Below are 22,434 nucleotides of genomic sequence, written 5' to 3'. Positions count from 1 at the left end.
CTTCCTTCGGAGGGAGGTTGGGCGAACCGGAGAGCGGGCGACAACCCGTTCGTATGATCGTCGGTGACTTCCTGCCCGCGCCGGGGTTACACAGGGCGAACGGGCCGTGCTCGACGGCCCGGACGCGCACGTCTCAAGGAGGCCGCAGTGAACGGCAGTTGGGCACGGAAGATGTCCCGTTGGGCGCTGGTCGCGGCGATGACGGCCACGCCGGCCGTCCTGTGCTCCGGCACGGCACACGCCGACGAGAGCAACAAGACCTCGCACAACGGCCCCCGGGTCGGGCTGATCAACACCGGCCAGATCGACGACCCGCTGGAGGACGTGCTGGAACACACCCTCAACTTCGGCGACGGCTACCGCTGGGGCTGACGCCCTGAGCGCCGAAGCGCGAGCGACCGACCCTCCGCACTTGCGCGGCCCCGGTCCGGGGCCCGCAAGCGCGGTGCGGGTGGGGACGCGGTCAGGTCACGGCGCGAGACACCCCGTGACCGGGATCTCCGTGGGAAGGCCGGGGCTCGCCGGGTCGACGAGCGCCGTGATCTCCGCGGGCGTCTGGACCAGACAGTCGATGGTCGCGACGGGGTCCGGCACGGCGCTCGCGGGCGCCGCGAGGACCCCCAGCAACGCGACGGCACCGAGGATGACGGCGGCGGAACGGCGCATGTGAACTCTCCTTCATGTCAGCGAAGTTGCCTCCGGCTCAACGATCAACGCGAGCCGCTCCGTGACTCCCCACCCCCGGATCCCGGTACGCCCCATATCACCCGTACGTGAAAGAAGTAACGATTCACCCGGTCAGTTCTGCCCGCCTGCGGCGGCGGCCATGAGCAGGGCCGCCGATTCCGGGGTCGACCCCGGCGGCACGACCACCAGGTCCCAGCGCCCTCGGCCGGGGGCGAGCAGGACGATGGTGTGCGGGAGCGACACCGTGAGGTTCCTGCGCAGTCGTACGGCCTGCCCGGCGACGACCATCCGGCCGGGCGGCTCGGTCCACATCGCCCCGTTCACCGTGACGCTGCCGATGGGGCCCCACTGCGGTGGCAGACCGGCGAGCAGCCCCGGAAGTTCGACGAGCACGTCGTACGAGTACGGCCACCACGCGCCGTCGATGGCGCGGGGCAGAGCGCCGTGCGGAGCCGGCCGCAGCCGGAGGAGGGGCTGGGGCAAGGCTCGGGGGTGGGGGTGGGGCCGGACTCGGACCTGGGTCCGGGAATGGTGGGGCAGTTCCGGAGCGATGGCCATGATGTCCCTCTCGATTGCACTTACCGGTGGGGTGGCCGGCCTTCAGGAACGACGTCGGGCGGCGATCCGGGACCGCGTCGGCCAGCGCACGTCGGACACCCAGCCCAGGCGTTCGAAGAGACGGATGGCGGCGGCCGACGGGTCGACCTGACCGCGGTCGACGCCGTGCCGGGCGCTGGTGGGGTCGGCGTGGTGGAGGTTGTGCCAGCTCTCCCCGAAGGAGAGCAGGGCCAGCGGCCACAGGTTGGTGGCCCGGTCATGGCGCCTCGTACGGAACGGTCGCTCACCGATCATGTGGCACAGCGAGTTCACGCTCCAGGTCACATGCTGGAGCAGGGCGATGCGCACAAGCCCCGCCCAGAGCAGCGCCGTTGTCCCGTACAGCCAGGAGCCGCCGATCGCCCACCCGAGCCCGAACGGCAGCGCGAGCGTGAGAACGCACAGCACCGGGAAGGCGCGGGAGACGGCGCGGATGTCGCGGTCGGCGAGGAGGTCGGGGGCGTAACGCTCCGCCGGGGTCTGCTCGTTGCGGAACAGCCAGCCGACGTGAGCGTGCAGCAGCCCGCGCAACTGGCCGCGCAGGTGCGTGCCGTAGCGGTACGGCGAGTGCGGGTCGCCGGGCCGGTCGGTGAAGGCGTGGTGCCGCCGGTGCGTGGCGACCCAGCCGATGACGTCGCCCTGGAAACTCATGGACCCGGCCACCGCGAGCGCGTAGCGCAGGGGCCGCACGGCACGGTAGGAGCCGTGGGTCAGCCCGCGGTGGAAGCCGACCGTGACGCCGAGGCCGGTGACCACGTAGAAGACGGCGAAGAGCAGCACGTCGACGGGGTGGACGAGACGGCCCCACAGCAGCCAGCCGGCCAGGCCGAGCGCCACGAACGGCAGGACGACGATCAGCGCCGTCACCATGACGTACAGCCGTTCACCGCCGCTTCGCTCGCGCTCCGGCCCGTCGGGCGGGAAGGGGGACACCCCGTCGTAACTCTCGGGCGGTGGCTGAGCGGTGATCGGCGGGGACACCGATGGGGGTGTCTCGGAAACGAGCGACATGCGGGGGACCTCGGCCTCGGTGCGTGACGCGGCCGGGGTCCTGGGCTGCCTCTGTGGAATCGGATGTGCGAGGGCCGGGCCGGTCGGTCAGGACACCGGCACACGAAGGGCCCTCGCCACTGCAACGGTACTCCCCCGGCACCGTATTGCCGTCGGCTCCGCAAAGAATGCTGCCCGGATCGCCCGGGTATCGCGTTGACACGGGCCGCCGCCGGACGTTGACTGGCTGCACGGCGCAGAGCCATGTCGCTACGGAACGCCGGCCAGGAACGGGCCGCCGAGAAGACCGAAGATCGCCTACCCGCGGACGGAAGCGGCACAATGATGTACGACCAGAGACGCGCCCAGCAGCCCGCGGACCAGCCACGAGGCCGCACCGAACCCGCCGCGGCGGGCTCCGAGCCGCTGCTGCCGTCGGACGATCGCGACAAGATCACCCGGCGCCTGGGCCACGCCATCAACACCTTCGCCGACACCCCGCGCGACGCGCTGGAAGAGGCGGACGCCGCTCTGAACGAGACCTCCGCCCTGCTGATGGAGGCCATCGCGGAGCGGAGGCGTGCCCTGCGTGCGGACTGGCAGGAGCAGGACCCCGGCACCGACGCCGTCGAACTCCGGCTCGCGCTGCGCCAGTACCGGGAAATCACCCAGCGGCTGCTGCGCCTCTAGGCCACTGTCCGCGGTGCCGGTGGCGGGAGATGGTCCAGGATCTCGAAGTGCAGACGCAGGCTCGGGTGGCGGAGCAGCCTGAGGGTGATCGGCTGCGTGCAGATCAGGCGGAGCCGTCCGTCCTTTCTGGCGCGGGCACGGGTCAGCACCCGTACGCCGGAACCGTCCATGAACGTCACCTGACGCAGGTCGATCAGGAGTTCGGCGGAGTGCGGGGTCGTCAGTTTGTCGAGGTACGAGGTGATGGCGGGCGCGGTGGCGATGTCGATCTCCCCGCGCAGGCTGACCACGAGGTCGGACCCGTGCATGTGTACGGACTCGATGCAGGACGTCGTGGGCGTCGAAGACGACATGACTCTCATTTGGCTGAGTACGGTGCGTCCCTGGGGACCGGTCCGCCAACGGGGTCTGGGCCGGCGCTTCACGGTAATGGCCGGTAAGTACCTGTCGCGACACTTCAGCCGATCATCTGCGCCGCCCGCCCGCACCTGCTATGGGGCCTGATGGTCGCCTGGGGAGCCAGGGGAGGGGGGGTCGGGCAGCGTCAGGCCGTCATGAACAATGGCGTGGGCGAGGGTCGTCAGATCCGTCTGCCGGGCGTGGGCGTGGGCCCGCAGCAGGGCCAGGGCCTGGCCGCCGGTGAGGGAGTGGCGGTAGCTGATCATGCCGATGGCCTGGTGGACCGTCGCGTCGACGGGCAGCAGCCAGGCGTTGGCGAGGTCGTCCTCGGTCGGCAGGGGCGCGGCGAGGAGCAGGAGCTCGGCGGCATCGGCGTGGTCCTGTGCGATGTGCAGATCGGCGTCGGAGATCGGGCCGGGACGGTGCCGGTAGAGACAGAGGACGAGACCGGCCTGCCGTGCCGGGTCGCTGCCGTTGAGAACGGGCAGGGCGAAGACCGCGCGGATGAGATGGGCCCTGGCGTCGTGGGCGTAGAAGGGCCACTCGCGGGTGGTGGCCGGATCGTCGAGGTCGTCGGCGAGGACGCGTTCGCGTCGGCGGAGGGCCTGTACGCACGGCCCCTCTCCGAGGTTGATCTGCAGTGCCTCACCCTTGGCGGCCAGCGGGCCGAAGGCACACAGCGACACCCGCTGCGCCAGGGCGGCGTCGACCGCCAGCGTGAGTCCCACCGAATAGGCGCCGTGCAGAGCCGACCGGCACGACGCGCCGATGCGGCCCGCCGGGTCGGCGTGGCCCGTGTGACGAGCGGCGAGGACCACGGCTTCCGGCCGTGGGGCAGTCATCGGAGTCTCGATGCGGAAACATGCGGACGATCCGCCCTGCGGTACGCGGGCATTTTGGTATCCGATCTCCGGCATTCACCGCCGATGCTGCCCTGATCGGAAGCCAATGTCAGGAAGAGGGCGACGTGCGCCTGCGGGCAGCTTGTGTCTCCACCCTACGCCCGGCCCCAGCCCGCCACAGGCGCCCGGCGCCCTTGTCCGCCGGACTGTCCCTAGACTGGACCTGTCCGGAGTGGGCCCCCGCGCCGCAGGGGCCCTCCTCAAGGCGGCCGCATCGGGAGGTGAAGAGCTGTGGGCACCGACGATCTGGCCGCTGTGCTGGAGAGCCTGCGCCCTTCCTACGGTGATGTGGGGCTGATCGGCGCCGACCCGAATCTGTGCGCACAGATCCTGCGGGTGGACGGCATCGCCGTCTCCGCGACGACGGACAGCGGGCTGAGCGAATTGCTGTGGTCCACCGCGGGCGCCAGCGCACGGCTGGAGGACCTGCAGTTCACGCTCGGCCAGGGGCCGGGAATCGAGGCGGCCGCCTCTATCACGCCCGTCCTCGTGCCGGACCTGTCGTCCCTGCCTGCCGACCGCTGGCCCGCGCTGTCGTCCGAGGCCGCGGCGCTGGGCATCGGGGCGGTCTTCTGCTTCCCGCTGTCCCTCGGGTCCGCCTGTCTGGGCACCATGACCCTGCAGCGCGGGACGCCCGGTCGGATCGCGGACGCCACCATGACCGATGTCCTGCTCGTGGCTAACGCCCTGGTCGCCCTCCTCCTCGACGGCGGCCCGCAGCAGACCTCCTTCGCCGATGCCGACGACGCATCGGACTTCTACCGCGCCGCTGTGCATCAGGCCAGCGGCATGGTCAGCGTCCAGGCCGGGGTCTCCCTGGCCCAGGCGCTCCTGCGGCTGCGTGCCCACGCCTACCGGCACGGACGGTCCGTGGTGGAGGTCGCCGAGGACGTGGTAGCCAGGCGGCTGAGCTTCCAGAATGATGAAAACGGGCCGGACACTCCTGCCGGCGAAGGGACTGAAGGGCCATGACACGTGAAGAGCAACTACTGGCAGCCATGGTTGAGGCCGTAGACACCCTCGTCGACGACTTCGACCTGATCGACTTCCTGCACCAACTGTGCGACCGGTGCAACAACCTGCTCGACGTCTCCGCCGTGGGCGTCATGCTCGCCGACCCCAGCGGCGGCCTGCAGCTGATCGCCGCGTCCGACGAGCACACCCGGCTCCTTGAACTCTTCGCCATCCAGAGCGCCGAGGGCCCCTGCGTGGAGTGCTTCCGCAACGGCACCGCCCAGCTCAACATCGCCCTGACGTCACCGGTGCGGACAGCCGGGTTCCCGCGTTTCGCGGAGCGCGCCCGGCAGGCCGGCTTCGTCACCACCCACGCCCTGCCGATGCGCATGCGCCAGCAGATCGTCGGCGCGCTGAACCTCTTCGACGTCCGCGCCCAGAAGCTCAGCGAACGTGACGCGCGGGTGGCGCAGGCACTGGCCGACGTGGCGACCATCGCCATCCTGCAGCACCGCACGATCGTGCACGGCAACGTGGAGCGGACCCAACTGCGGGCCGCCCTGTCGAGCCGCATCGTCATCGAGCAGGCCAAGGGAATACTCGCCGAACGCTGGAGCGCCACCCTCGACGAGTCGTTCGACGCCCTGCGCCGCCACGCCCGCAGCCACCAGCAGTCCCTGACCGAGCTGTGCCGTCAGCTCATCGACGGCACCCTCGACACCACCGCCATCCACCGCCCCTGACCCCACGCTCCGCCCCGCACGCCCCCGGCCGCAACCGTCCGGCCCCGTATCCCCGCCCCGGCCCCCGGCGGAAGGACGTGTCCCTTTCGCCGCCTGTCCGGCACGTACCCGTCGTAGGGACGCCTCGTGAACCAGGACCACCACGCCGCGGCCTGGCAGCGCGTCAGCGCCGCCGCCGGCGGCCCCACGCTCGCCACCGGCTGCCGGGCCTGTGCCGACGACCTGGAAGCCGACTTCGCCGGGGTGAGCCTCGTGACCGCCGGCGAACTGCGCCTGATGGGCGCTGCCACGGACGAGCGGGCCCGGCTCGTGGAGGACGCCCAACTGGTCACCGGGGAGGGGCCGTGCACCGATGCCTTCACCCGCCGCGCCCCCGTCGAGGTGCAGGACCTGCAGCAGGTGACCGCCCGGTGGCCCGCCTACGGCCCCACCGCCGCCGAGCAGGGCGCCCGCAGCGTCCTGGCGCTGCCCCTCGCCATCGGCACGCTCACCATCGGTGTCCTGGACCTCTACCGCTGCGCGCCCACCCGGTTCACCCCCGCACAGCATGAGCGGGCCGACGCCTACACACGCGTCCTGGCCGTCCTCGCCCTGTACGAGCACCCCCACCTCCTCACCACCCGGAGCCGGCTGACCCAGAGCGGGCCGCAGGGCTACCCGCCCACCGTCCACATGGCCGCCGGCATCCTCGCCGCCAAGTACGGGCTCAGCGCCGACGACGCCCTGGCCCGGCTCCGGGCGCACTCCTTCCGGCACAACCAGCCCCTGCTGCGCACCGCCGAACACGTCCTCGACCACCAGCGGCTCGACTGACCGGCCTCTCCGGCACGGCCCAGGCCCCGTGCTGGCCCACATGGCGGGCTCCGTGTCATCCGTTCCCCGGTCGGTGCCGTCACGGCGGATTCCCGCATGTCACCCGGTGTTAGGGGTACAAGGCGGCCACTACCGCACATAACGACACCACACCGGAGATTCGTCATGTCCACCACGAAGGTTTCCGACTACATCCTCCAGCGCCTGCGCGAGTGGGACGTGGAGCACGTCTTCGCCTACGCCGGGGACGGGATCAACGGTCTGCTCGCGGCCTGGGGACGGGCCGACAACAAACCGCAGTTCGTGCAGGCCCGCCACGAGGAGATGGCGGCCTTCCAAGCGGTGGGGTACGCCAAGTTCTCCGGCAAGGTCGGCGTGTGTGCCGCCACCTCGGGTCCGGGCGCGATCCACCTCCTGAACGGCCTGTACGACGCGAAGCTCGACCACGTCCCCGTCGTGGCGCTGGTGGGCCAGACCAACCGCAGCGCCATGGGCGGCTCCTACCAGCAGGAAGTGGACCTCGCGAACCTGTACAAGGACGTCGCGTCCGACTTCTGCGAGACCGTGACAGTTCCCGAGCAGCTGCCCAACGTCATCGACCGCGCGATGCGCACGGCCTACGCCAAGCGGACGGTCACGGCGGTCATCATCCCCGCCGACGTGCAGGAACTGGACTACTCCCCGCCCACCCACGCGTTCAAGATGGTGCCCTCCAGCCTGGGCATCGGGCGGTACGCGCCCGTGCCGGCCGACGAGGACATCGCGCGCGCGGCCGAGGTCCTGAACGCCGGGGAGAAGGTGGCCGTCCTGATCGGGCAGGGCGCGCGCGGCGCCCGCGACGAGGTCGAGCGGCTCGCGGACGTGCTCGGCGCGGGCGTCGCCAAGGCGCTGCTCGGCAAGGACGCGCTGCCGGACGACCTGCCCTACGTCACCGGTGCGATCGGTCTGCTCGGCACAAGGCCCTCGTACGAACTGATGCAGGAGTGCGACACCCTGCTGATGATCGGCTCCAGCTTCCCGTACGCGCAGTTCCTGCCCGACTTCGATCAGGCGCGGGCAGTTCAGATCGACATCGACCCGCACATGATCGGGCTGCGGTATCCCTTCGAGGTGAACCTCGTGGGCGACGCGCGCGAGACACTGCAACGCCTCCTGCCGCGCCTGCACCGCAAGGAGAGCCGGGCATGGCGCGAGAAGGTCGAGAAGAACGTCGCGCGGTGGTGGGAGGTCATGCAGCGCCGTGCCGCGGTGGACGCCGACCCCATCAACCCGGAGTACGTGGTCCACGCCCTGGACGGCAAGCTGCCCGGCGATGCCATCCTCTCCGCCGACTCCGGCTCCGCCGCGAACTGGTACGCCCGGCATCTTCGGCTGCGCGGCTCGATGCGCGGTTCGCTGTCCGGGACGCTGGCCACGATGGGGCCCGGTGTGCCGTACGCCATCGGCGCGAAGTTCGCGCATCCGGACCGCCCGGCGATCGCCATCGTCGGTGACGGCGCGATGCAGATGAACGGCATGATGGAGATGGTCACCGCCGCGAAGTACTACCACGAGTGGTCCGACCCGCGGCTGATCGTGGCCGTCCTGAACAACGGCGACCTCAACCAGGTCACCTGGGAGATGCGGGCCATGTCGGGCGCCCCGCAGTTCGAGGAGTCGCAGCACCTGCCCGATCTGCCCTACGCCGACATCGCGCGGTCCCTGGGCCTCGCCGGCGTACGCGTGGAGAAGCCCAAGCAGGTCGAGGCCGCCTGGGACCAGGCGCTCGCCGCGGACCGGCCCTTCGTCATCGACTTCCGCACGGACCCGGCCGTCCCGCCCATCCCCCCGCACGCGTCCCTCGACCAGATCGAGGCCGCCGCGTCGGCGATCCTGCACGGCGACAGCGACGCCGGCTCCGTGATCAAGCAGGGCTTCAAGGCGAAGGTGCAGGAGATGCTGCCCGGCAGCCGGCACCGCGGCGACCGGCCCGGCGCCGGGGAGCACGACAGCGGCGAACGGGACAAGTGACCGGCCGGCTCCGGTCCGCCGCCTCATCCGTTCGGTCGCCGTCTGCTCGCACACCACCAGCGCCCCGCATCAGATGGATTCCATCCGATCTGCCCGGATTTCCGGGTGAGCAGCCGACCGTCGGGTACGCGAAGAGTCCATCCGACTCGTCCCACTCTGGAAGGGGATCACCATGCCGCAGGGTTCCAGCCCGAAGCGAGAGCGTCAGTACGAGCACATCAAGGAGGGGGCCGAGAAGCGCGGCACCTCCAAGGGCCGCGCGAAGGAGATCGCCGCGCGCACCGTGAACAAGGAACGGGCCCGCTCCGGTGAGTCGAAGACCGCGAGCAAGACGTCCACCCAGGACAGGAAGTCCGCCCCGCAGCGCGGCGGCGAGCGCTCGCACAGCGGTTCGCAGGGGCCGACGAAGGACCAGCTGTACGCGGAGGCGAAGAAGCGCAACATCGACGGCCGTTCGTCGATGAACAAGGACGAACTCGCCAAGGCCCTCGGCCGCTGACCGCGGCGCACACGATGACCGAATACGAACGTTCGCGCACGATGCCCGCGCTGCCTGAGCACGTTTTCGACCAGGCCGCCGACGTCGACCGGATGGACGCCTGGCTGCCGCAGGACCTGCACGTGGACGCCGGGGAGGAACCACCCGCCGTCACCGTGCACGAGGACCGCACCGACAAGGACGTGTCCGCCCTGCTGCGGGCCCGGCGCGACCAGATGCGGCTCGAGTGGGGCACCCGCGAGCAGGGCGGCTACACCGGCTGGCTCCAGGTCGCGGGACTGGACGGCGGCACCAGTGAGGTCACGGTGCACCTGTCGTTCTTCGAGGAGGGGCACGACCCGGGTGAAGAGGCCGTGCACACCGCTCTCGACCGCAGCCTGCAGCGGCTGGAGGAACAGGTCCGGTTGCGCGTCGACAACGCGGCGGGCTGAGACCGAGGGTGACGCCGTCGGTGCTGGGTTCAGCCCTGACCGTCGCCGGGCTTCAACTGCCGCATACGGCCGTCGAGTTCGCGCTGATAGAAGTCGATGAACCCGTCCGGGTCGGGGCCGGCGTTCTGCATGACCAGCCTGTCGAAGCCCGCGTCCACGAACTTCTGCGCCACCTCGACGAACCGCGCGGGATCCGTGCCGCAGGCGAACTTCTCCAGGATGTCCTCCTCGCGCACGGTCGAGGTCGCGGCGTCGAAGTTGACCGGATTGGGCAGCTCGCTCATGACCTTCCACCCGGTCAGGGCCCAACGCGACGTCTCCAGGGCGGCCTTGGCCCCGGTGTGCTCGTCGGGCGCCCACGCCATCGGCACCTCCGCGTACCGCGGACCGGAACCGCCGGCCTCCCGGTACTGCCGGACGATCTCGGGCTTGTCCTCCGTGGCGAACAGCCCGTCCCCCAGCTCCGCGGCGAGCGCCGTCGAGGCCTTGCCGCTTGCGGCCACCGCGATCAGCGGAAGCGTCTCCGGGAGGTCGAACACACGGGCGTCCGAAAGCCGAAGATGCTTCCCCTCGTACGACTGGTAGCCGCCGCTCCACAGCAGCCGGATGATCTCCAGGGCTTCCCGGAACATCTCGTGCCGGGTGGACACGGCATCCGGGAAGCCGACGCCGGTGACGTGCTCGTTGAGCCGCTCGCCCGAACCGAGCCCGAGCACGAAACGGCCCTCCGACAGCAGGGCGAGGGTGGCGGCCGCCTGCGCGATGATCGCCGGGTGGTAACGCACCGTCGGGCACGTCACACCGGTCGCCAGCTCGATCCGTTCCGTCTTGGCCGCGATGCTGCCGAGCACCGTCCAGGCGAACGGCGAATGGCCCTGATTGTCGAGCCAGGGATGGTAGTGATCGCTGATCTCGACGAAATCGAACCCTGCCTGCTCGGCCAGAACCGCCTGCCGCACCAGTTCAGCCGGGCCGAAGGCCTCGGCGGCGAGCTTGTAACCGATCTTCATATGCGTCGTGTCTCCTTGCGTGCCTGCGCCACTTCTGTCGCTGAGGCTGCTGCCCTATTGCCCATTTGCCCGCATAGAGGTACCCGCCGACATGCGGGCATAACACGCACATCCGCCGAGGCCACGCCGACGCCGCCGAAGGTCACCCGCCCGGTCCGCGACAGCGCCTACGACGCGCTGACGGCCCCGCCACCCACGTACGCGGCGCGCAGCGCCTTCTTGTCGACCTTGCCGACCTTGGTCGTCGGCAGCCGGTCGAGCAGGACCGTCTTCCGGGGTGTGTACAGATCACCCAACTCGGCGGTCACGGCCGCGCCGACGACGTCCGGGTCGACGGCGGCGTCCTCGGCCGTGGCCAGGAAGACCTGGACGGCCTCCCCGTACTCCTCGTCCGGCACGCCGAGCGCCGCCGCGTTGCGCACCCCGGGCAGGGTGAGCAGGAAGTCCTCGAGGACCCGGGAGTAGACGTTGTCGCTGGTGCTGCCGGTGACGATGATGTCCTTGGCGCGGTCGACGAGGAAGAGGTGCCCCTCGGCGTCGAGATAGCCCAGGTCCCCGGTGCGCAGCCAGCCGTCGTGCAGCGCCTGCGCGGTGCGCTCCGGGTCCTCGTAGTAGCCGAGCATCACCGTCTCGCCCCGGACACAGACCTCACCGACCTGCCGGACGGGCAGTGCCACGTCGCTGTCCTCACCGCGGATCTCGATCTCGGTGTCGGATATCGCGCGCCCGCAGCTGCGCCAGAGTTCGGGCCGCTCGGCACTCTCCGAGGCGAGCTCCTCCGCACCGTACGCGGCGATGCCGAGCGCCTCGGACTGCCCGTACCCCTGGCTGATCACGGGCCCGAAGACCTCGGCCGCCTGCTGCAGCCGGCTGGGCGAGGAGGCCGCGCCGCCGACGACGATCCGCCGCAGCTCGGGGAGTACGCCCGGTACGCACTCCGGGTGGTCGAGGAGCGCGTACAGCATCGGCGGTACGAACATGGTGGCGGTGATCCGCTCCTCCCGCAGCACCGCGAGCGCCGCACCCGCCTCGAACTCGGGCAGTACGACGAGGACGCACCCCGTCACCAGCGCCTGGACCGAGGTGAGATGGCCGCTGCCGTGCGTGAGGAGCGTGGCGGCGAGCACGCGGTCCGCGCCCTCCGCCGAGGCCACGACCGGGAGCCCCGCGGGACGGAGCCCCCGCTGACTGTCCTCCGCCAGGTCGACGAGCGCGTCGTAGAGCCGGTGGCTGTGCGCGGCGAGCTTGGGACGGCCGAGGGTGCCGCCGGTGTAGAGGACGGTGACGGCCTCATCGATCCCCGGGGCGGGCACGCCCTCGGGCCGCACGTCCGGGCACTCTTCGGCCACGGCCAACAGATCCACGGCTGCCACGTTCTCCGTGGCTCCCTGCTCCTGCTGCTCGCAGGGCCCGAGGCTGAGCAGCACGGGGGCGTGGACGCTGCGGCCGGCCGCGTCGGCGGCACGCTGCGCGAAGAGCGGATCGGTGACGACGGCGCGGGCCCGGGACTGCTCGACGAGCGCGGCGAGCTCGCCGGGCCCGGGCTCGGGCGGCAGGAACACGACGCGGCAGCCGATGAGATGGACGGCGAGCTGCACCAGGACGGAGTCGACACGATTGGCCAGGAACAGCCCCACTCCGTCACCGGGCGAGAGCCCCTGCCGACGCAGCGCATGCCCCAACCCGAACAGCCGCCGCCGAGCTTCCCCCCGCGTCAACCGCCACCCACCCTGAACAAGCGCCTCGGCGCCCTCGTCCTCGTACCAGTGCTCCAGGATGCGGTCCACGTACGTCCGGGCCTCGGACGTTTCCGGTGCATTAACGATCATGAACACATGCAAACATGCCGCTGATCAGCGGTGACATGACAGGGGGGATCTTCGGCCAGGGGGTTGGGGCGTACCATGCCCTGACTCGCGAGCACCGCACCGCCGAGCCGGACGCCGGACGACCGCCGCCGACGCCGACCCACTGGGTACGGGAGGGCCGGTCTCATCCGGTTCGGCGCGAACTTGTGCGTCGTGGGGGCATTCAGATATCGCCTGCAACGACCACACCGCACATAATGCGCACGCACAAAACCGCAGGTCAGGCGCCCTTCGCGGCCGGCTCCAAAATCGCCACGCACTCCACATGATGCGTCATCGGAAACAAATCAAACGCCCGCAACGTCCGCACCCGATAACCCCCCTCCCGGAAATACCCCAGATCCCGCGCCAGCGCAGCCGGGTCGCACGCCACGTACGCGATGCGTCGCGCGCCCAGGCCCGCCAGTTGGCGGACCGTCTGCTTGCCGGCGCCTGCTCGGGGCGGGTCCAGGACGATGAGGTCGACCTCTGTGATGCCCGTGCGTGGGAGGACCGATTCGACCTTGCCCTGTTCGATGCGGACGCGGTCGAAGGACTCCAGGTTGTGGCGGGCGTCCTCCACCGCGCGCTTGCTGGACTCGATGCCGAGCACCGCGCCCTTCTCGCCGACGCGGTCGGCCAGCGCGCCCGCGAAGAGGCCGACGCCGCAGTAGAGGTCCAGGGCCGACTCGCCCCTGCGGGGCGTGAGGCCCTGCATGACGGCGAGCATGAGCGTCTCGGCCGCCTTCGGGTGGACCTGCCAGAAGCCGCCGCTGCCGACACGGTACGTACGGCCGTCGGCCCGCTCGCGGACGAAGGGGCGGCCGTGCACCCGGTGCACCCCGCCGTCCTTCTCGCCCACGCGCATCACCGAGACCGGCTTGTCCAGCTCGACGATGGGCAGGCGTGCGCCGGGGCGCGGGGCCAGGATCACCTGGCGGTCCTGGGAGCCCGTCGCCGCGATCGCCTCGATCGACGCCATGCCCGACCAGTCGCGCTGCTCGATGCCGAGTTCGGAGACGCCTTCCGCCGCGATCATGCAGTGCTCGATCGGCTCGACCTCGTGCGAGCGGTGGCGGCGCAGCCCCGCCTTGCCGGTCGAGGCGTCCACCGCGTACTGGACGCGCGTGCGCCAGGACGGGACCTCGCCGGCCGGGAGCTTGTCGCCCTCCGCGGGCATGACCGTGCCGTCCCAGCCCGCCTCTTCGGGGGTCAGGCCCGCGAGCCGCTTCAGCTGCTCCGCGATCACCTCGCCCTTGAGGCGGCGCTGCGCGCCCGGCTTCGCGTGCTGCCAGTCGCAGCCGCCGCAGCGGCCCGGGCCCGCGTACGGGCAGGGGGCCTCCACGCGGTCCTTGGAGGGCGTCAGGATCTCCACCGCGTCGGCGCGGATGAAGCGTGCGCCCTCCTCGCCCTCGGTCACGCGTGCGACGACCTTCTCGCCGGGCAGCGTGTGCCGTACGAAGAGCACCTGGCCCTCGTCCGTGCGGGCGATGCAGTGGCCGCCGTGCGCGACGGGGCCGATCTCGACCTCGTACTCCTTGCCGACCAGTGAGGCCGACGCTGCCGACGCGTCCCCCGCCTGCGTTTTCTTCGGTTCTGCCTGCATGGCGGGGTGACTCCACAACGTAAGGGGGAAGGGGCGGGAACGGCCGGACCGCAGACGGCCGGACCACAGCCCACCAGTCTACGTGGGTGTGATCCGGCCGTCCGACCAGAGCGGGCATGAGCAAGGCCTCGGTGGGCCTGAGCACGCCTCAGTGGGCCTCAGCGGGCCTGAGTGCGTCAGGGCTTCTTGCTCGGCTCCTTTGTGCGCCTCGGCTTCTCCACCGGCCCCCGCCGCACCGCTCCCGGCGCGTTCCACTCCGAACGCCTGCGGGCCCGCTTCTTCGCGGCCTCGGAGGAGTCCAGCTGGTAGGGGACGGAGGTCACCATGACGCCCGGCGTGAAGAGCAGGCGGCCCTTGAGGCGGAGTGCGCTCTGGTTGTGGAGCAGGTGCTCGTACCAGTGGCCCACCACGTACTCGGGGATGATCACGCTGACGACGTCGCGCGGGCTCTCCCTGCGCAGGTTCTTCACGTACTCGATGATCGGGCGGGTGATCTCGCGGTACGGCGAGTCGAGGACCTTCAGCGGGACCGTGATGCCGCGGCGCTCCCACTCCTCCTTGAGGGCCTTTGTCTCCGCCGGGTCGACGTTGATGCTGAGCGCCTCCAGCGTGTGGGAGCGCATCAGCTTCGCGTAGGCCAGCGCGCGCAGCGTCGGGCGGTGGATCTTGGAGACCAGGACGATCGAGTGGACCCGGGAGGGGCGCACGCTGTCGTCGCCCGGGGTCTCCGGGGCCGCGATCTCCTCGGCCACGCGGTCGTAGTGGCGGCGGATCGCCGTCATCGTCGCGTAGAAGATGCACATGCCGAGCAGAGCGACCCAGGCGCCGTGCGTGAACTTGGTGACCAGGACGACGACCAGGACGAGGCCCGTGAAGAACGCGCCGAACGTGTTGATCGCGCGCGAGCGGACCATGCGGCGGCGCTTGTTCGGGTCCTTCTCGCTGGCCAGGTGGCGGTTCCAGTGCCGGACCATGCCGATCTGGCTGAGCGTGAAGGAGACGAACACGCCGACGATGTAGAGCTGGATGAGACGGGTCGAGTCCGCGCCGTAGACGACCACGAGGAGCGCGGCCGCGCCGGCGAGCAACACGATGCCGTTGGAGAACGCGAGGCGGTCGCCGCGGGTGTGCAGCTGGCGCGGCAGGTAGCGGTCCTGCGCCAGGATCGAGCCGAGCAGCGGGAAGCCGTTGTACGCGGTGTTGGCCGCGAGGAAGAGGACCAGCGCGGTGGCCGCGGCGAGGATCATGAACAGGAGGCTGCCGTGGCCGAAGACGGCCTCGGCGACCTGGGAGATCACCGGGTTCTGGACGTAGTCGCTGCCGACCGGCACGCCGTTGTGGATCAGGTCGTGGGCCGGCTTCTCGGCCATGTGGACGTTGGTCGCCATGGCGAGGCCGATGATGCCGCAGAACATCGTGACGGCCAGGCCGCCCATGAGCGCGAGGGTCGTCGCGGCGTTCTTCGACTTCGGCTTGCGGAAGGCAGGGACGCCGTTGCTGATCGCCTCGACGCCGGTCAGCGCCGCACAGCCCGAGGAGAAGGCCCGCAGGAGCAGGAAGACGAGCGCGAAGCCCGCCAGCCCCTGGTGCTCGGGCTTGATCTCGTAGTCGGCGGTCGGCGACTTCATGGTGTCGTCCAGGACGATGCCCCGGAAGGCGCCCCACGCGATCATGAGGAAGACGCCGGCCACGAAGACGTACGTCGGGATCGCGAAGAGCTTCCCGGACTCCTTCACGCCGCGCAGGTTCATCAGGGTGAGGAGGACGATCACGGCGACCGCGCAGAGCACCTTGTGCTCGACCACGAACGGGACCGCCGAGCCGAGGTTCTCGATGCCCGAGGAGATCGACACGGCCACGGTCAGGACGTAGTCGACGAGCAGGGCGCTCGCGACGGTGAGTCCGGCGCGGGGGCCGAGGTTGGTGGTGGCGACCTCGTAGTCGCCACCACCGCTCGGGTACGCGTGCACGTTCTGTCTGTAGGACGCCACGACCGTGAACATCAGCACGACGACCGCGACGGCGATCCACGGGCTGAAGTGGTAGGCCGACACACCCGCGATGGAGAGGACGAGAAGAACCTCTCCCGGCGCGTACGCCACAGACGAGAGCGGGTCGGACGCGAAGACGGGGAGTGCGATGCGCTTCGGCAGGAGCGTTTCTCCGAGCCGGTCACTGCGCAGTGCGCGCCCGATGAGGATCCGTTTGGGCACGTCGGTCAGTTTGGACACGGAGAGGATCGTAAGCGTTCGAATGGGGGCGCGCCCACCCACCACCCCCAACTGCTCCGACTATCGGCCTTGTGCGATCCTGCGCCCCTCCGGACGGGCGGGGTCCGCCCCCGTGAGCCGCTCCCCCGCGACCTGCTCCCCCGTCCCCCGGCGCTCCGCGACCCGCGCCTCCGCGCGGCGGATCGCGCCGGACGGCCACCAGGTGGCGCGGCCGAGGAGGAGCAGCGCGGCGGGCAGGATCATGACGCGGATCACAAACGCGTCGAGCAGGACGGCCACCGCGAGGACGAGGCCCATCTGCTTCATCTCCAGGATGTGCAGCATCACGAAGCTCGCGAAGACGGTGACCATGACGAGCGCCGCGCTGGTGACGACCTTGGCGGACGAGGTGATGCCGTCGATGACCGCCTGCCGCGTGGGCACGCCGTTCAGGGCGGCCTCGCGGATGCGGCTGACCACGAAGACCTGGTAGTCCATCGAGAGCCCGAAGAGGATCACGAAGAGGAAGAGCGGCACGCGCGAGGAGATTCCGTCGAGCGAGATGAAGGAGAGCAGGCCCTCGGCCCATGTGCCCTGGAAGACGAGGACGAGGATGCCGAGCGCCGACGCCGCCGAGAGCAGGTTGAGGGCGACGCCGAGCAGTCCGAGGACGACCGAGCGGAACACGAAGACCGTCATGACGAAGGTCATCAGGAGCAGGAAGCCGAGGACGAGCGGCAGCTTCTCGTTCTGGTGTTCTACGTAGTCGACGCCGCGCGCCACCTCACCGGTGACGGCCGTCTCCACGCCGGGCAGCCTGCCGACGGTCGCGGGGAGGTGGTCGTGCCGGATGCGGTCGAGCGAGTCTTCAGCCTTCTTCGAGTACGTCGGGTGCGGAGCGTTGAGTTCCAGCGTGGTCGTCCGCCGGTCCTCGGAGGTGCGGAGCAGCGGGGTGCGTGAGGGGTGCGAGAAGAGCGGGTCGGCCTGCACTCTGCGGTCCAGCTCGCCCAGGGCGGCCCGCACGTCGGCGGCCCGCGAGGCCTCGGCCCGCACGACGACCAGGTGCCGGAGGCGCTGCTCGGGGAAGGTGGCGAGCAGGGTGTCGTACCCCCGCATCTCCGGGATCTCGCGCGAGAAGCTGTCCCGCGCGGGGTTCTTGAGGTTCATGTCCAGGGCGGGCAGCGCCAGGCCCAGCATGACGAGGACGGAGAGGCAGAGGGTGAGGGCCGGGCGCTTGCGGGCGGGGGCGAGCAGGGCGTTCCAGGCGCGGCCGGGCTTCTTCTCGCCGTACGAGCCGTACGAGCCGTACGACCCCTGCGACCCGTCCGGCCCCTCCGACCCGTACGACCGGACCGGCTTGCCCCGCGCGGCGCGCTTGGCCGTGCGGCGCTCGGTCCGTCGGCCGAGCGCGACCAGGAGCGCCGGCAGGACCGTCACGGAGCTGACCACGGCGACGGCGACGACCAGGATGGTGCCGGTGGCGAGTGAGTCGAAGATGACGTCGCGGGCGAGGAAGAGCGCGGTGGTGGAGACGATCACCGCGAGCCCGGAGACCACGATCGCCCGGCCCGCCGTCGCGGCGGCGGCCTCGACCAGGGCTTCCGAGGTGAGGCGGCCGCCCGCGCGGGCCCGCTCCTCGCGTTCGCGCTTGAGGTAGAAGAGCGTGTAGTCGACGCCGACCGCCATGCCGATGAGCAGGATCATGCTCATCCCGACGCCGGTGTCGGGCAGCAGGTGCGAGGCCACCATCGCGAGGCCCATCGTCGCCATGATCGAGGTGATGGCGAGCAGCAGCGGTACGCCGACCATGACGACCGAGCCGAAGACCACGGCGAGCGTGATCAGCGTGATCGGCAGGGTGATCGCCTCGGAGAACTTCAGGTCCTTGTCGCGCTGGCCGTCGACGCCCTTGCTCACTGAGGCGTCGCCCGTTTCCTCGATCCGCAGGTCCGGGTGGGCCTCGGCGGCCTTCTCGGTCTGGGCCTGGAGCGGCGGGACGCGGTCCTGGTCGTCCTGCTCGGAGCCGGTCAGTTCCACCGGGACCCGCAGGACGCGTCCGTCGGTAGAGGCGACCGGAGCCCTGACCGAGGCGACCTCGGGCAGGGCCCGCATGCGGTCGGTGATGTCCTTGACGGCGGCGTCGGCCGCCGCCCTGTCCAGCGGCCCCGGCTTGTCCCAGGAGCCCGAGGCGGCGCGGATCAGTACGTGTTCCGTGGACCGGAGCGGGATGCCGCCCCCGGTCGCCAGGGCCTCGGCCCGGCCCGCCTCGCCGACGCGGAAGTCCTCCGAGGTCGCGCTGTTCATCCCGGCGGCGATTCCGCCTCCGAGGCAGAGCGCCACGAAGACCAGCCAGCCGACGACCGCCCGCCATGGGTGCAGCGCGCTCCACCGGGCCACGCGCACCGTGACCGATCGCTTTCTCATGTCCGTCCCCCGCCCTTTCGGCTCTGTCCGCACTTCGCGCTTCGCACTCCGTGCTTCATGTGTAAGTTGAGACTGACAGGTGAAGGAACAGGCCGTCAACTGTCATTCCCGCACCCAGACAGGCGGGCGGCCGCGGATTGACAGCGGATCCCGTCATACGTAAGCCTTCGCTGACAGGTTTCGGACAGCGCGAAGGCGGATCATGAACAGCGAGGAACTGCTCGCTTTTCTCGCGGCGGTCGGCCATGCACAGCGCATCCGGATCATCACCGAGCTCGCGTCCGGCAGGCTGTACGTCAGCGAGCTGGCCCGGCGGCTCGGGGTGTCCCGCCCCTTGCTCTACATGCACCTCGAACGCATGGAGAAGGCAGGCCTCGTCGTCGGCCACCTGGAGCTCTCCGACGACGGCAAGGCGCTCAAGTACTTCGAACTGGCGCCGTTCGACGTGCAGTTGAACGTGGATACGATCGTCGCGGCCGTCCGCCACGACCAGTCGGGTCGGACAGGTCGGTCGGGCGATGACGGACAGCACTCAGCAAAGGGGACGCCCTAGTGGACGACGTGATCATTCCCGTCGCTTTCTTCCTGATACTCGCCGGCGCGATCGTCGCCGTCGCGTACTTCCAGACGCAGCGCAACCGCGAGCGCGACCGGCAGTACGCCGAGGCCATGCAGGAGTACCGTGAGGCCGTCGAGCGTGCCAGGTCCGAGCAGGAGTCGACCCGCCTCCAGCTCGTCGAGCTCGGCCACCGGCTGGAGAAGGTCGAGGGGCTGCTGCGCAGCGTCGACTGAGGCTTAAGCTCGTCTCTTGGCAACGCCGCACGCTGTTGCCCCGTTGTTGCCAGCAGAGTGAGAGAGAAGAGTGAGCACGATGTTTTCGCAGGTCAGCGGGATGACCAGGAGTGCGGGGTAAAGGACAGGTGCACATCGTCATCATGGGCTGCGGGAGAGTCGGGTCCGCTCTCGCCCAGAACCTGGAACAACAGGGGCACACGGTCGCCGTCGTCGACCAGGACCCCACCGCCTTCCGCCGCCTCGGCTCCGGGTTCGGCGGCCGCCGCGTCACCGGCGTCGGTTTCGACCAGGACACCCTGCGCGAGGCCGGCATCGAGGAGGCGGGCGCCTTCGCCGCCGTCTCCAGCGGCGACAACTCGAACATCATCGCCGCCCGCGTGGCCCGCGAGATGTTCGGCATCGAGAACGTCGCGGCCCGCATCTACGACCCGCGCCGCGCCGAGGTCTACCAGCGCCTGGGCATCCCGACGGTCGCCACGGTCCGCTGGACCGCCGACCAGATGCTGCGCCGGCTGCTGCCCTCCGGCGCCGAGCCGCTGTGGCGCGATCCCACCGGCGGTGTGCAGCTCGCCGAAGTGCACGCCTCGGCGGCCTGGATCGGGCACAAGATCAGCCAGCTGCAGGAGGAGACCGGCGTCCGCGTGGCCTTCCTCACCCGGCTGGGCGAAGCGGTCCTGCCGACCTCGCAGACGGTGCTGCAGGAAGGCGACCTGGTGCACGTCATGATGCGCACCGACCAGGTCGACAAGGTCGAAGCGGCGTTCGCCGAAGGCCCCGAGGAAGGCGGTCACTGATGAGGGTCGCCATTGCCGGAGCAGGCGCGGTGGGCCGTTCCATCGCCGGTGAGCTCCTGGAGAACGGGCACGAGATCCTGCTCATCGACAAGGCGCCGACCGCCATCTCGGTGGAGCGCGTCCCGCAGGCCGAGTGGCTGCTCGCCGACGCCTGTGAGATCACCTCGCTCGACGAGGCGGCGCTCCAGCGCTGCAACGTCGTGATCGCCGCGACCGGCGACGACAAGGTCAACCTCGTCGTCTCGCTGCTCGCCAAGACGGAGTACGGCGTCCCGAGGGTCGTCGCCCGCGTCAACAACCCGAAGAACGAGTGGCTCTTCAACGAGTCCTGGGGCGTCGACGTCGCGGTCTCCACGCCGCGTCTGATGTCCGCGCTCGTCGAGGAGGCGGTGAGCGTCGGCGATCTCGTCCGGCTGCTGCGCTTCAGCCACGGCGACGCGAACCTCGTGGAGCTGACGCTGCCGCCCGAGTCGGCCCTCGCGGGCACGCAGGTCGGCGACGTCCAGTGGCCCGAGGACACCTCGCTGGTCACGATCATCCGCGGTACGCGTGTCCTCGCGCCGACCGCGGACGACTCCCTCGAAGCGGGGGACGAGCTTCTCTTCGTCGCGGCGCAGGCCCGTGAGGAGCAGCTGGAGGATCTGCTGTCGGTGCGGCGCGAGAGCTAGCCCCGGGGCTCTGTACGTGGATGGGGGCGCCCGGTGATTACCGGGCGCCCCCATCTCGTACGTCTACTGCTGCGGGTGCGTTGTGGCTGGGCGCGCAGTTCCCCGCGCCCCTGAAGCGCCCCTGCGGGGCGGCCTCAGGCGCTCCGGCGCTCCCGCTCGCGCTCCTCCTCCGCCTTCTCCGCCGCTTCCATCTCGGCGAACACGTCGATCGGCGGCGGGGCCTTCGCGAGGAACACCCAGGTCAGATAGACGGCGAGCAGGAACGGCGGGATCTTCAGGGCGACCAGGACCCAGCCGAACTGCGTGGTGTCCGCCCACCAGTACAGCGGGAAGAGGATCGCGCACTTGGCGAGCAGGATCAGGCCCCAGGCCCAACTGGCCTTCGCGTACGCCTTCTTGCGGCCGGGGTTGCGGGTGCGCCAGGAGAGGTTCTCCTTGAAGACCGGGCCGAGGATGAGGCCGATCAGCGGGACGCCCGCGAGGGTCGTGATCATGTACGCCAGGGAGAGGCCCAGCGTGTAGAGCATGCCGGGCAGGTAGAAGTCCTTGGCGTTGCCGGTCATCATCGCGAAGACCACACCGAAGGCGACACCGAAGACGCCGCTGAAGGCGTGCTTGACGGTGTCCTTCATGACCAGGCGGACCACGACGAGCACCAGGGACACCGCGAGGGCCGCGATGGCCGACATGTGCAGGTCCTTGTTGATCGTGAAGATGGTCACGAAGAGCAGGCCGGGAACGACCGTCTCCACCATGCCCCGCACGCCGCCGAAGGCTTCGAAGAGCGCTGCCTCGGTCACGGCCCTGGAATCGGCGTCCTGATCGGCGCTCCCTTGGTCCGTCGGCTTGTCGAGGGACGTCACCGGTTACTCCCGTCCGAGGGGTCTGAGTTCGTACTTGGGGTTGAAGAGCACCCGGCGGCCGCGGCTCATCGAGATCCGGCCCGATGCGATCAGCCTGCGCCCCGGTTCTATCCCGACGATGGAGCGCCTGCCGAGCCACACCACGTCCAGCGCCGCCGAGCCGTCGAACAGCTCGGCCTCCAGGGCGGGAACCCCGGCGCGTGGTCGCAGAGTGACCGTGCGCAAGGTACCAGTAACGGTGACTATCTGGCGGTCCTGGCAGTCGCCGATACGGACGCAGCCCGCTGTCTCGGCGTCCTCCCGCAGCTCCTCCGACTCCAGATCCTCCTGGGAGGAGGAGAGCCGGTCGAGCATGCGCCGGAAACGGCCCGCCGGCTTGTCGGAACCAGAAACAGCACTCATACAAGAAGCGTACCGGTGGGCGCCGACACCAGGGACAGGGGTGCGCTCATCTGTGCTTATGTCCGCTCAGTACCCGCTTCGGGGGCCGCTGAAGCGAGGA

Annotated in this window: 24 protein-coding genes; 12 read left to right on the top strand and 12 right to left on the bottom strand. The window is 70.3% G+C overall.

Annotation, left to right across the window (positions count from 1 at the left end; all coding sequences use genetic code 11):
- Positions 1 to 171 precede the first annotated feature (171 nt).
- On the top strand, positions 172 to 372 hold the full coding sequence (locus tag ACZ56E_RS14910) for a hypothetical protein (RefSeq protein ID WP_471214813.1): 201 nt from the start codon (positions 172 to 174) through the stop codon (positions 370 to 372).
- 96 nt (positions 373 to 468) lie between these two features.
- Here ACZ56E_RS14910 and ACZ56E_RS14905 read toward each other — a convergent pair whose 3' ends face one another.
- From ACZ56E_RS14905 to ACZ56E_RS14895, 3 genes are all read right to left on the bottom strand, one after another.
- Entirely contained in the window at positions 469 to 666 is a 198-nt protein-coding gene (locus tag ACZ56E_RS14905; protein ID WP_468602709.1) for a hypothetical protein, read from the bottom strand.
- A 132-nt stretch (positions 667 to 798) separates the two neighbouring features.
- Complete coding sequence (locus ACZ56E_RS14900) at positions 799 to 1,170, bottom strand: DUF5994 family protein (protein ID WP_471214295.1); 372 nt, start codon at positions 1,168 to 1,170, stop codon at positions 799 to 801.
- A 117-nt stretch (positions 1,171 to 1,287) separates the two neighbouring features.
- Positions 1,288 to 2,295 carry an acyl-CoA desaturase gene (locus ACZ56E_RS14895; protein ID WP_471214294.1) on the bottom strand — a complete coding sequence of 336 codons (1,008 nt, stop codon included), beginning with the start codon at positions 2,293 to 2,295 and terminating at the stop codon, positions 1,288 to 1,290.
- 321 nt (positions 2,296 to 2,616) lie between these two features.
- Here ACZ56E_RS14895 and ACZ56E_RS14890 point away from each other — a divergent pair, with 321 nt between their 5' ends.
- Positions 2,617 to 2,964: a hypothetical protein gene (locus ACZ56E_RS14890; protein ID WP_471214292.1), complete on the top strand. Its 348-nt coding sequence runs from the start codon at positions 2,617 to 2,619 to the stop codon at positions 2,962 to 2,964.
- Here the strand turns inward: ACZ56E_RS14890 and ACZ56E_RS14885 are convergent.
- Together ACZ56E_RS14885 and ACZ56E_RS14880 are read right to left on the bottom strand one after the other, a co-directional pair.
- Positions 2,961 to 3,317 carry an STAS domain-containing protein gene (locus ACZ56E_RS14885; RefSeq protein ID WP_471214290.1) on the bottom strand — a complete coding sequence of 119 codons (357 nt, stop codon included), beginning with the start codon at positions 3,315 to 3,317 and terminating at the stop codon, positions 2,961 to 2,963. The genes ACZ56E_RS14890 and ACZ56E_RS14885 overlap by 4 nt on opposite strands.
- Positions 3,318 to 3,455: 138 nt before the next feature.
- Complete coding sequence (locus tag ACZ56E_RS14880) at positions 3,456 to 4,205, bottom strand: GAF and ANTAR domain-containing protein (RefSeq protein WP_471214289.1); 750 nt, start codon at positions 4,203 to 4,205, stop codon at positions 3,456 to 3,458.
- 291 nt (positions 4,206 to 4,496) lie between these two features.
- Between ACZ56E_RS14880 and ACZ56E_RS14875 the strand changes: the two genes are divergently transcribed.
- The 6 genes from ACZ56E_RS14875 to ACZ56E_RS14850 all read left to right on the top strand — a co-directional run bounded on the left by ACZ56E_RS14875 (position 4,497) and on the right by ACZ56E_RS14850 (position 9,715).
- Complete coding sequence (locus ACZ56E_RS14875; RefSeq protein WP_471214287.1) at positions 4,497 to 5,237, top strand: ANTAR domain-containing protein; 741 nt, start codon at positions 4,497 to 4,499, stop codon at positions 5,235 to 5,237.
- Complete coding sequence (locus ACZ56E_RS14870; protein WP_471214286.1) at positions 5,234 to 5,962, top strand: ANTAR domain-containing protein; 729 nt, start codon at positions 5,234 to 5,236, stop codon at positions 5,960 to 5,962. The genes ACZ56E_RS14875 and ACZ56E_RS14870 overlap by 4 nt, the downstream gene beginning before the upstream one ends.
- Before the next feature lie 126 nt (positions 5,963 to 6,088).
- Positions 6,089 to 6,775, top strand: a complete 687-nt coding sequence (locus ACZ56E_RS14865) for a GAF and ANTAR domain-containing protein (protein WP_471214285.1) — start codon at positions 6,089 to 6,091, stop codon at positions 6,773 to 6,775.
- Positions 6,776 to 6,940: 165 nt separating this feature from the next.
- Positions 6,941 to 8,785 carry a thiamine pyrophosphate-requiring protein gene (locus tag ACZ56E_RS14860; RefSeq protein ID WP_471214284.1) on the top strand — a complete coding sequence of 615 codons (1,845 nt, stop codon included), beginning with the start codon at positions 6,941 to 6,943 and terminating at the stop codon, positions 8,783 to 8,785.
- 172 nt (positions 8,786 to 8,957) lie between these two features.
- The gene (locus ACZ56E_RS14855; RefSeq protein ID WP_362992253.1) at positions 8,958 to 9,284 is read left to right on the top strand and encodes a plasmid stabilization protein; all 327 of its coding nucleotides are present in this window, start codon (positions 8,958 to 8,960) and stop codon (positions 9,282 to 9,284) included.
- Between the two features lie 14 nt (positions 9,285 to 9,298).
- Positions 9,299 to 9,715 carry an SRPBCC family protein gene (locus ACZ56E_RS14850; protein ID WP_471214283.1) on the top strand — a complete coding sequence of 139 codons (417 nt, stop codon included), beginning with the start codon at positions 9,299 to 9,301 and terminating at the stop codon, positions 9,713 to 9,715.
- Between the two features lie 29 nt (positions 9,716 to 9,744).
- Here ACZ56E_RS14850 and ACZ56E_RS14845 read toward each other — a convergent pair whose 3' ends face one another.
- The 5 genes from ACZ56E_RS14845 to ACZ56E_RS14825 all read right to left on the bottom strand — a co-directional run bounded on the left by ACZ56E_RS14845 (position 9,745) and on the right by ACZ56E_RS14825 (position 18,812).
- A complete protein-coding gene (locus tag ACZ56E_RS14845; RefSeq protein WP_468602733.1) occupies positions 9,745 to 10,725 on the bottom strand; it encodes a TIGR03557 family F420-dependent LLM class oxidoreductase in 981 nt (326 codons plus the stop codon).
- 167 nt (positions 10,726 to 10,892) lie between these two features.
- On the bottom strand, positions 10,893 to 12,554 hold the full coding sequence (locus ACZ56E_RS14840) for a class I adenylate-forming enzyme family protein (protein WP_471214282.1): 1,662 nt from the start codon (positions 12,552 to 12,554) through the stop codon (positions 10,893 to 10,895).
- A gap of 259 nt (positions 12,555 to 12,813) precedes the next feature.
- On the bottom strand, positions 12,814 to 14,178 hold the full coding sequence (locus ACZ56E_RS14835; RefSeq protein ID WP_471214281.1) for a class I SAM-dependent RNA methyltransferase: 1,365 nt from the start codon (positions 14,176 to 14,178) through the stop codon (positions 12,814 to 12,816).
- A gap of 176 nt (positions 14,179 to 14,354) precedes the next feature.
- Complete coding sequence (locus ACZ56E_RS14830) at positions 14,355 to 16,409, bottom strand: APC family permease (protein ID WP_471214279.1); 2,055 nt, start codon at positions 16,407 to 16,409, stop codon at positions 14,355 to 14,357.
- A 60-nt stretch (positions 16,410 to 16,469) separates the two neighbouring features.
- Positions 16,470 to 18,812: an MMPL family transporter gene (locus ACZ56E_RS14825; protein WP_471214277.1), complete on the bottom strand. Its 2,343-nt coding sequence runs from the start codon at positions 18,810 to 18,812 to the stop codon at positions 16,470 to 16,472.
- 202 nt (positions 18,813 to 19,014) lie between these two features.
- Here ACZ56E_RS14825 and ACZ56E_RS14820 point away from each other — a divergent pair, with 202 nt between their 5' ends.
- The 4 genes from ACZ56E_RS14820 to ACZ56E_RS14805 all read left to right on the top strand — a co-directional run bounded on the left by ACZ56E_RS14820 (position 19,015) and on the right by ACZ56E_RS14805 (position 21,069).
- Positions 19,015 to 19,365: an ArsR/SmtB family transcription factor gene (locus ACZ56E_RS14820; RefSeq protein WP_471214276.1), complete on the top strand. Its 351-nt coding sequence runs from the start codon at positions 19,015 to 19,017 to the stop codon at positions 19,363 to 19,365.
- Positions 19,365 to 19,604 carry a hypothetical protein gene (locus tag ACZ56E_RS14815; RefSeq protein WP_468602747.1) on the top strand — a complete coding sequence of 80 codons (240 nt, stop codon included), beginning with the start codon at positions 19,365 to 19,367 and terminating at the stop codon, positions 19,602 to 19,604. Before ACZ56E_RS14820 ends, ACZ56E_RS14815 begins: the two co-directional genes overlap by 1 nt.
- A gap of 128 nt (positions 19,605 to 19,732) precedes the next feature.
- Complete coding sequence (locus tag ACZ56E_RS14810; protein WP_356249822.1) at positions 19,733 to 20,401, top strand: potassium channel family protein; 669 nt, start codon at positions 19,733 to 19,735, stop codon at positions 20,399 to 20,401.
- Complete coding sequence (locus ACZ56E_RS14805) at positions 20,401 to 21,069, top strand: potassium channel family protein (protein ID WP_362992296.1); 669 nt, start codon at positions 20,401 to 20,403, stop codon at positions 21,067 to 21,069. Before ACZ56E_RS14810 ends, ACZ56E_RS14805 begins: the two co-directional genes overlap by 1 nt.
- Positions 21,070 to 21,203: 134 nt before the next feature.
- On the opposite strand, the gene ACZ56E_RS14800 is transcribed toward ACZ56E_RS14805, so the two are convergent.
- A complete protein-coding gene (locus ACZ56E_RS14800; protein ID WP_398305242.1) occupies positions 21,204 to 21,932 on the bottom strand; it encodes a DUF3159 domain-containing protein in 729 nt (242 codons plus the stop codon).
- Positions 21,933 to 21,935: 3 nt separating this feature from the next.
- Entirely contained in the window at positions 21,936 to 22,334 is a 399-nt protein-coding gene (locus tag ACZ56E_RS14795) for an OB-fold nucleic acid binding domain-containing protein (protein ID WP_362992781.1), read from the bottom strand.
- Between the last annotated feature and the right edge of the window lie 100 nt (positions 22,335 to 22,434).

The sequence above is a fragment of the Streptomyces sp. NPDC039480 genome, from assembly GCF_055597165.1.
The sequence above is the reverse complement of the archived record's forward strand: the minus strand, read 5'-3'. Positions and strand labels throughout refer to the sequence as shown.

Bases quoted from the DNA above. Each gene is read 5' to 3' on its own strand.
- ACZ56E_RS14910 (WP_471214813.1), top strand. From the start codon at position 172: ATGTCCCGTTGGGCGCTGGTCGCGGCGATGACGGCCACGCCGGCCGTC.
- ACZ56E_RS14905 (WP_468602709.1), bottom strand. From the start codon at position 666: ATGCGCCGTTCCGCCGCCGTCATCCTCGGTGCCGTCGCGTTGCTGGGG.
- ACZ56E_RS14895 (WP_471214294.1), bottom strand. From the start codon at position 2,295: ATGTCGCTCGTTTCCGAGACACCCCCATCGGTGTCCCCGCCGATCACC.
- ACZ56E_RS14890 (WP_471214292.1), top strand. From the start codon at position 2,617: ATGATGTACGACCAGAGACGCGCCCAGCAGCCCGCGGACCAGCCACGA.
- ACZ56E_RS14885 (WP_471214290.1), bottom strand. From the start codon at position 3,317: ATGTCGTCTTCGACGCCCACGACGTCCTGCATCGAGTCCGTACACATG.
- ACZ56E_RS14880 (WP_471214289.1), bottom strand. From the start codon at position 4,205: ATGACTGCCCCACGGCCGGAAGCCGTGGTCCTCGCCGCTCGTCACACG.
- ACZ56E_RS14870 (WP_471214286.1), top strand. From the start codon at position 5,234: ATGACACGTGAAGAGCAACTACTGGCAGCCATGGTTGAGGCCGTAGAC.
- ACZ56E_RS14860 (WP_471214284.1), top strand. From the start codon at position 6,941: ATGTCCACCACGAAGGTTTCCGACTACATCCTCCAGCGCCTGCGCGAG.
- ACZ56E_RS14855 (WP_362992253.1), top strand. From the start codon at position 8,958: ATGCCGCAGGGTTCCAGCCCGAAGCGAGAGCGTCAGTACGAGCACATC.
- ACZ56E_RS14850 (WP_471214283.1), top strand. From the start codon at position 9,299: ATGACCGAATACGAACGTTCGCGCACGATGCCCGCGCTGCCTGAGCAC.
- ACZ56E_RS14845 (WP_468602733.1), bottom strand. From the start codon at position 10,725: ATGAAGATCGGTTACAAGCTCGCCGCCGAGGCCTTCGGCCCGGCTGAA.
- ACZ56E_RS14840 (WP_471214282.1), bottom strand. From the start codon at position 12,554: ATGATCGTTAATGCACCGGAAACGTCCGAGGCCCGGACGTACGTGGAC.
- ACZ56E_RS14835 (WP_471214281.1), bottom strand. From the start codon at position 14,178: ATGCAGGCAGAACCGAAGAAAACGCAGGCGGGGGACGCGTCGGCAGCG.
- ACZ56E_RS14825 (WP_471214277.1), bottom strand. From the start codon at position 18,812: ATGAGAAAGCGATCGGTCACGGTGCGCGTGGCCCGGTGGAGCGCGCTG.
- ACZ56E_RS14820 (WP_471214276.1), top strand. From the start codon at position 19,015: ATGAACAGCGAGGAACTGCTCGCTTTTCTCGCGGCGGTCGGCCATGCA.
- ACZ56E_RS14805 (WP_362992296.1), top strand. From the start codon at position 20,401: ATGAGGGTCGCCATTGCCGGAGCAGGCGCGGTGGGCCGTTCCATCGCC.
- ACZ56E_RS14795 (WP_362992781.1), bottom strand. From the start codon at position 22,334: ATGAGTGCTGTTTCTGGTTCCGACAAGCCGGCGGGCCGTTTCCGGCGC.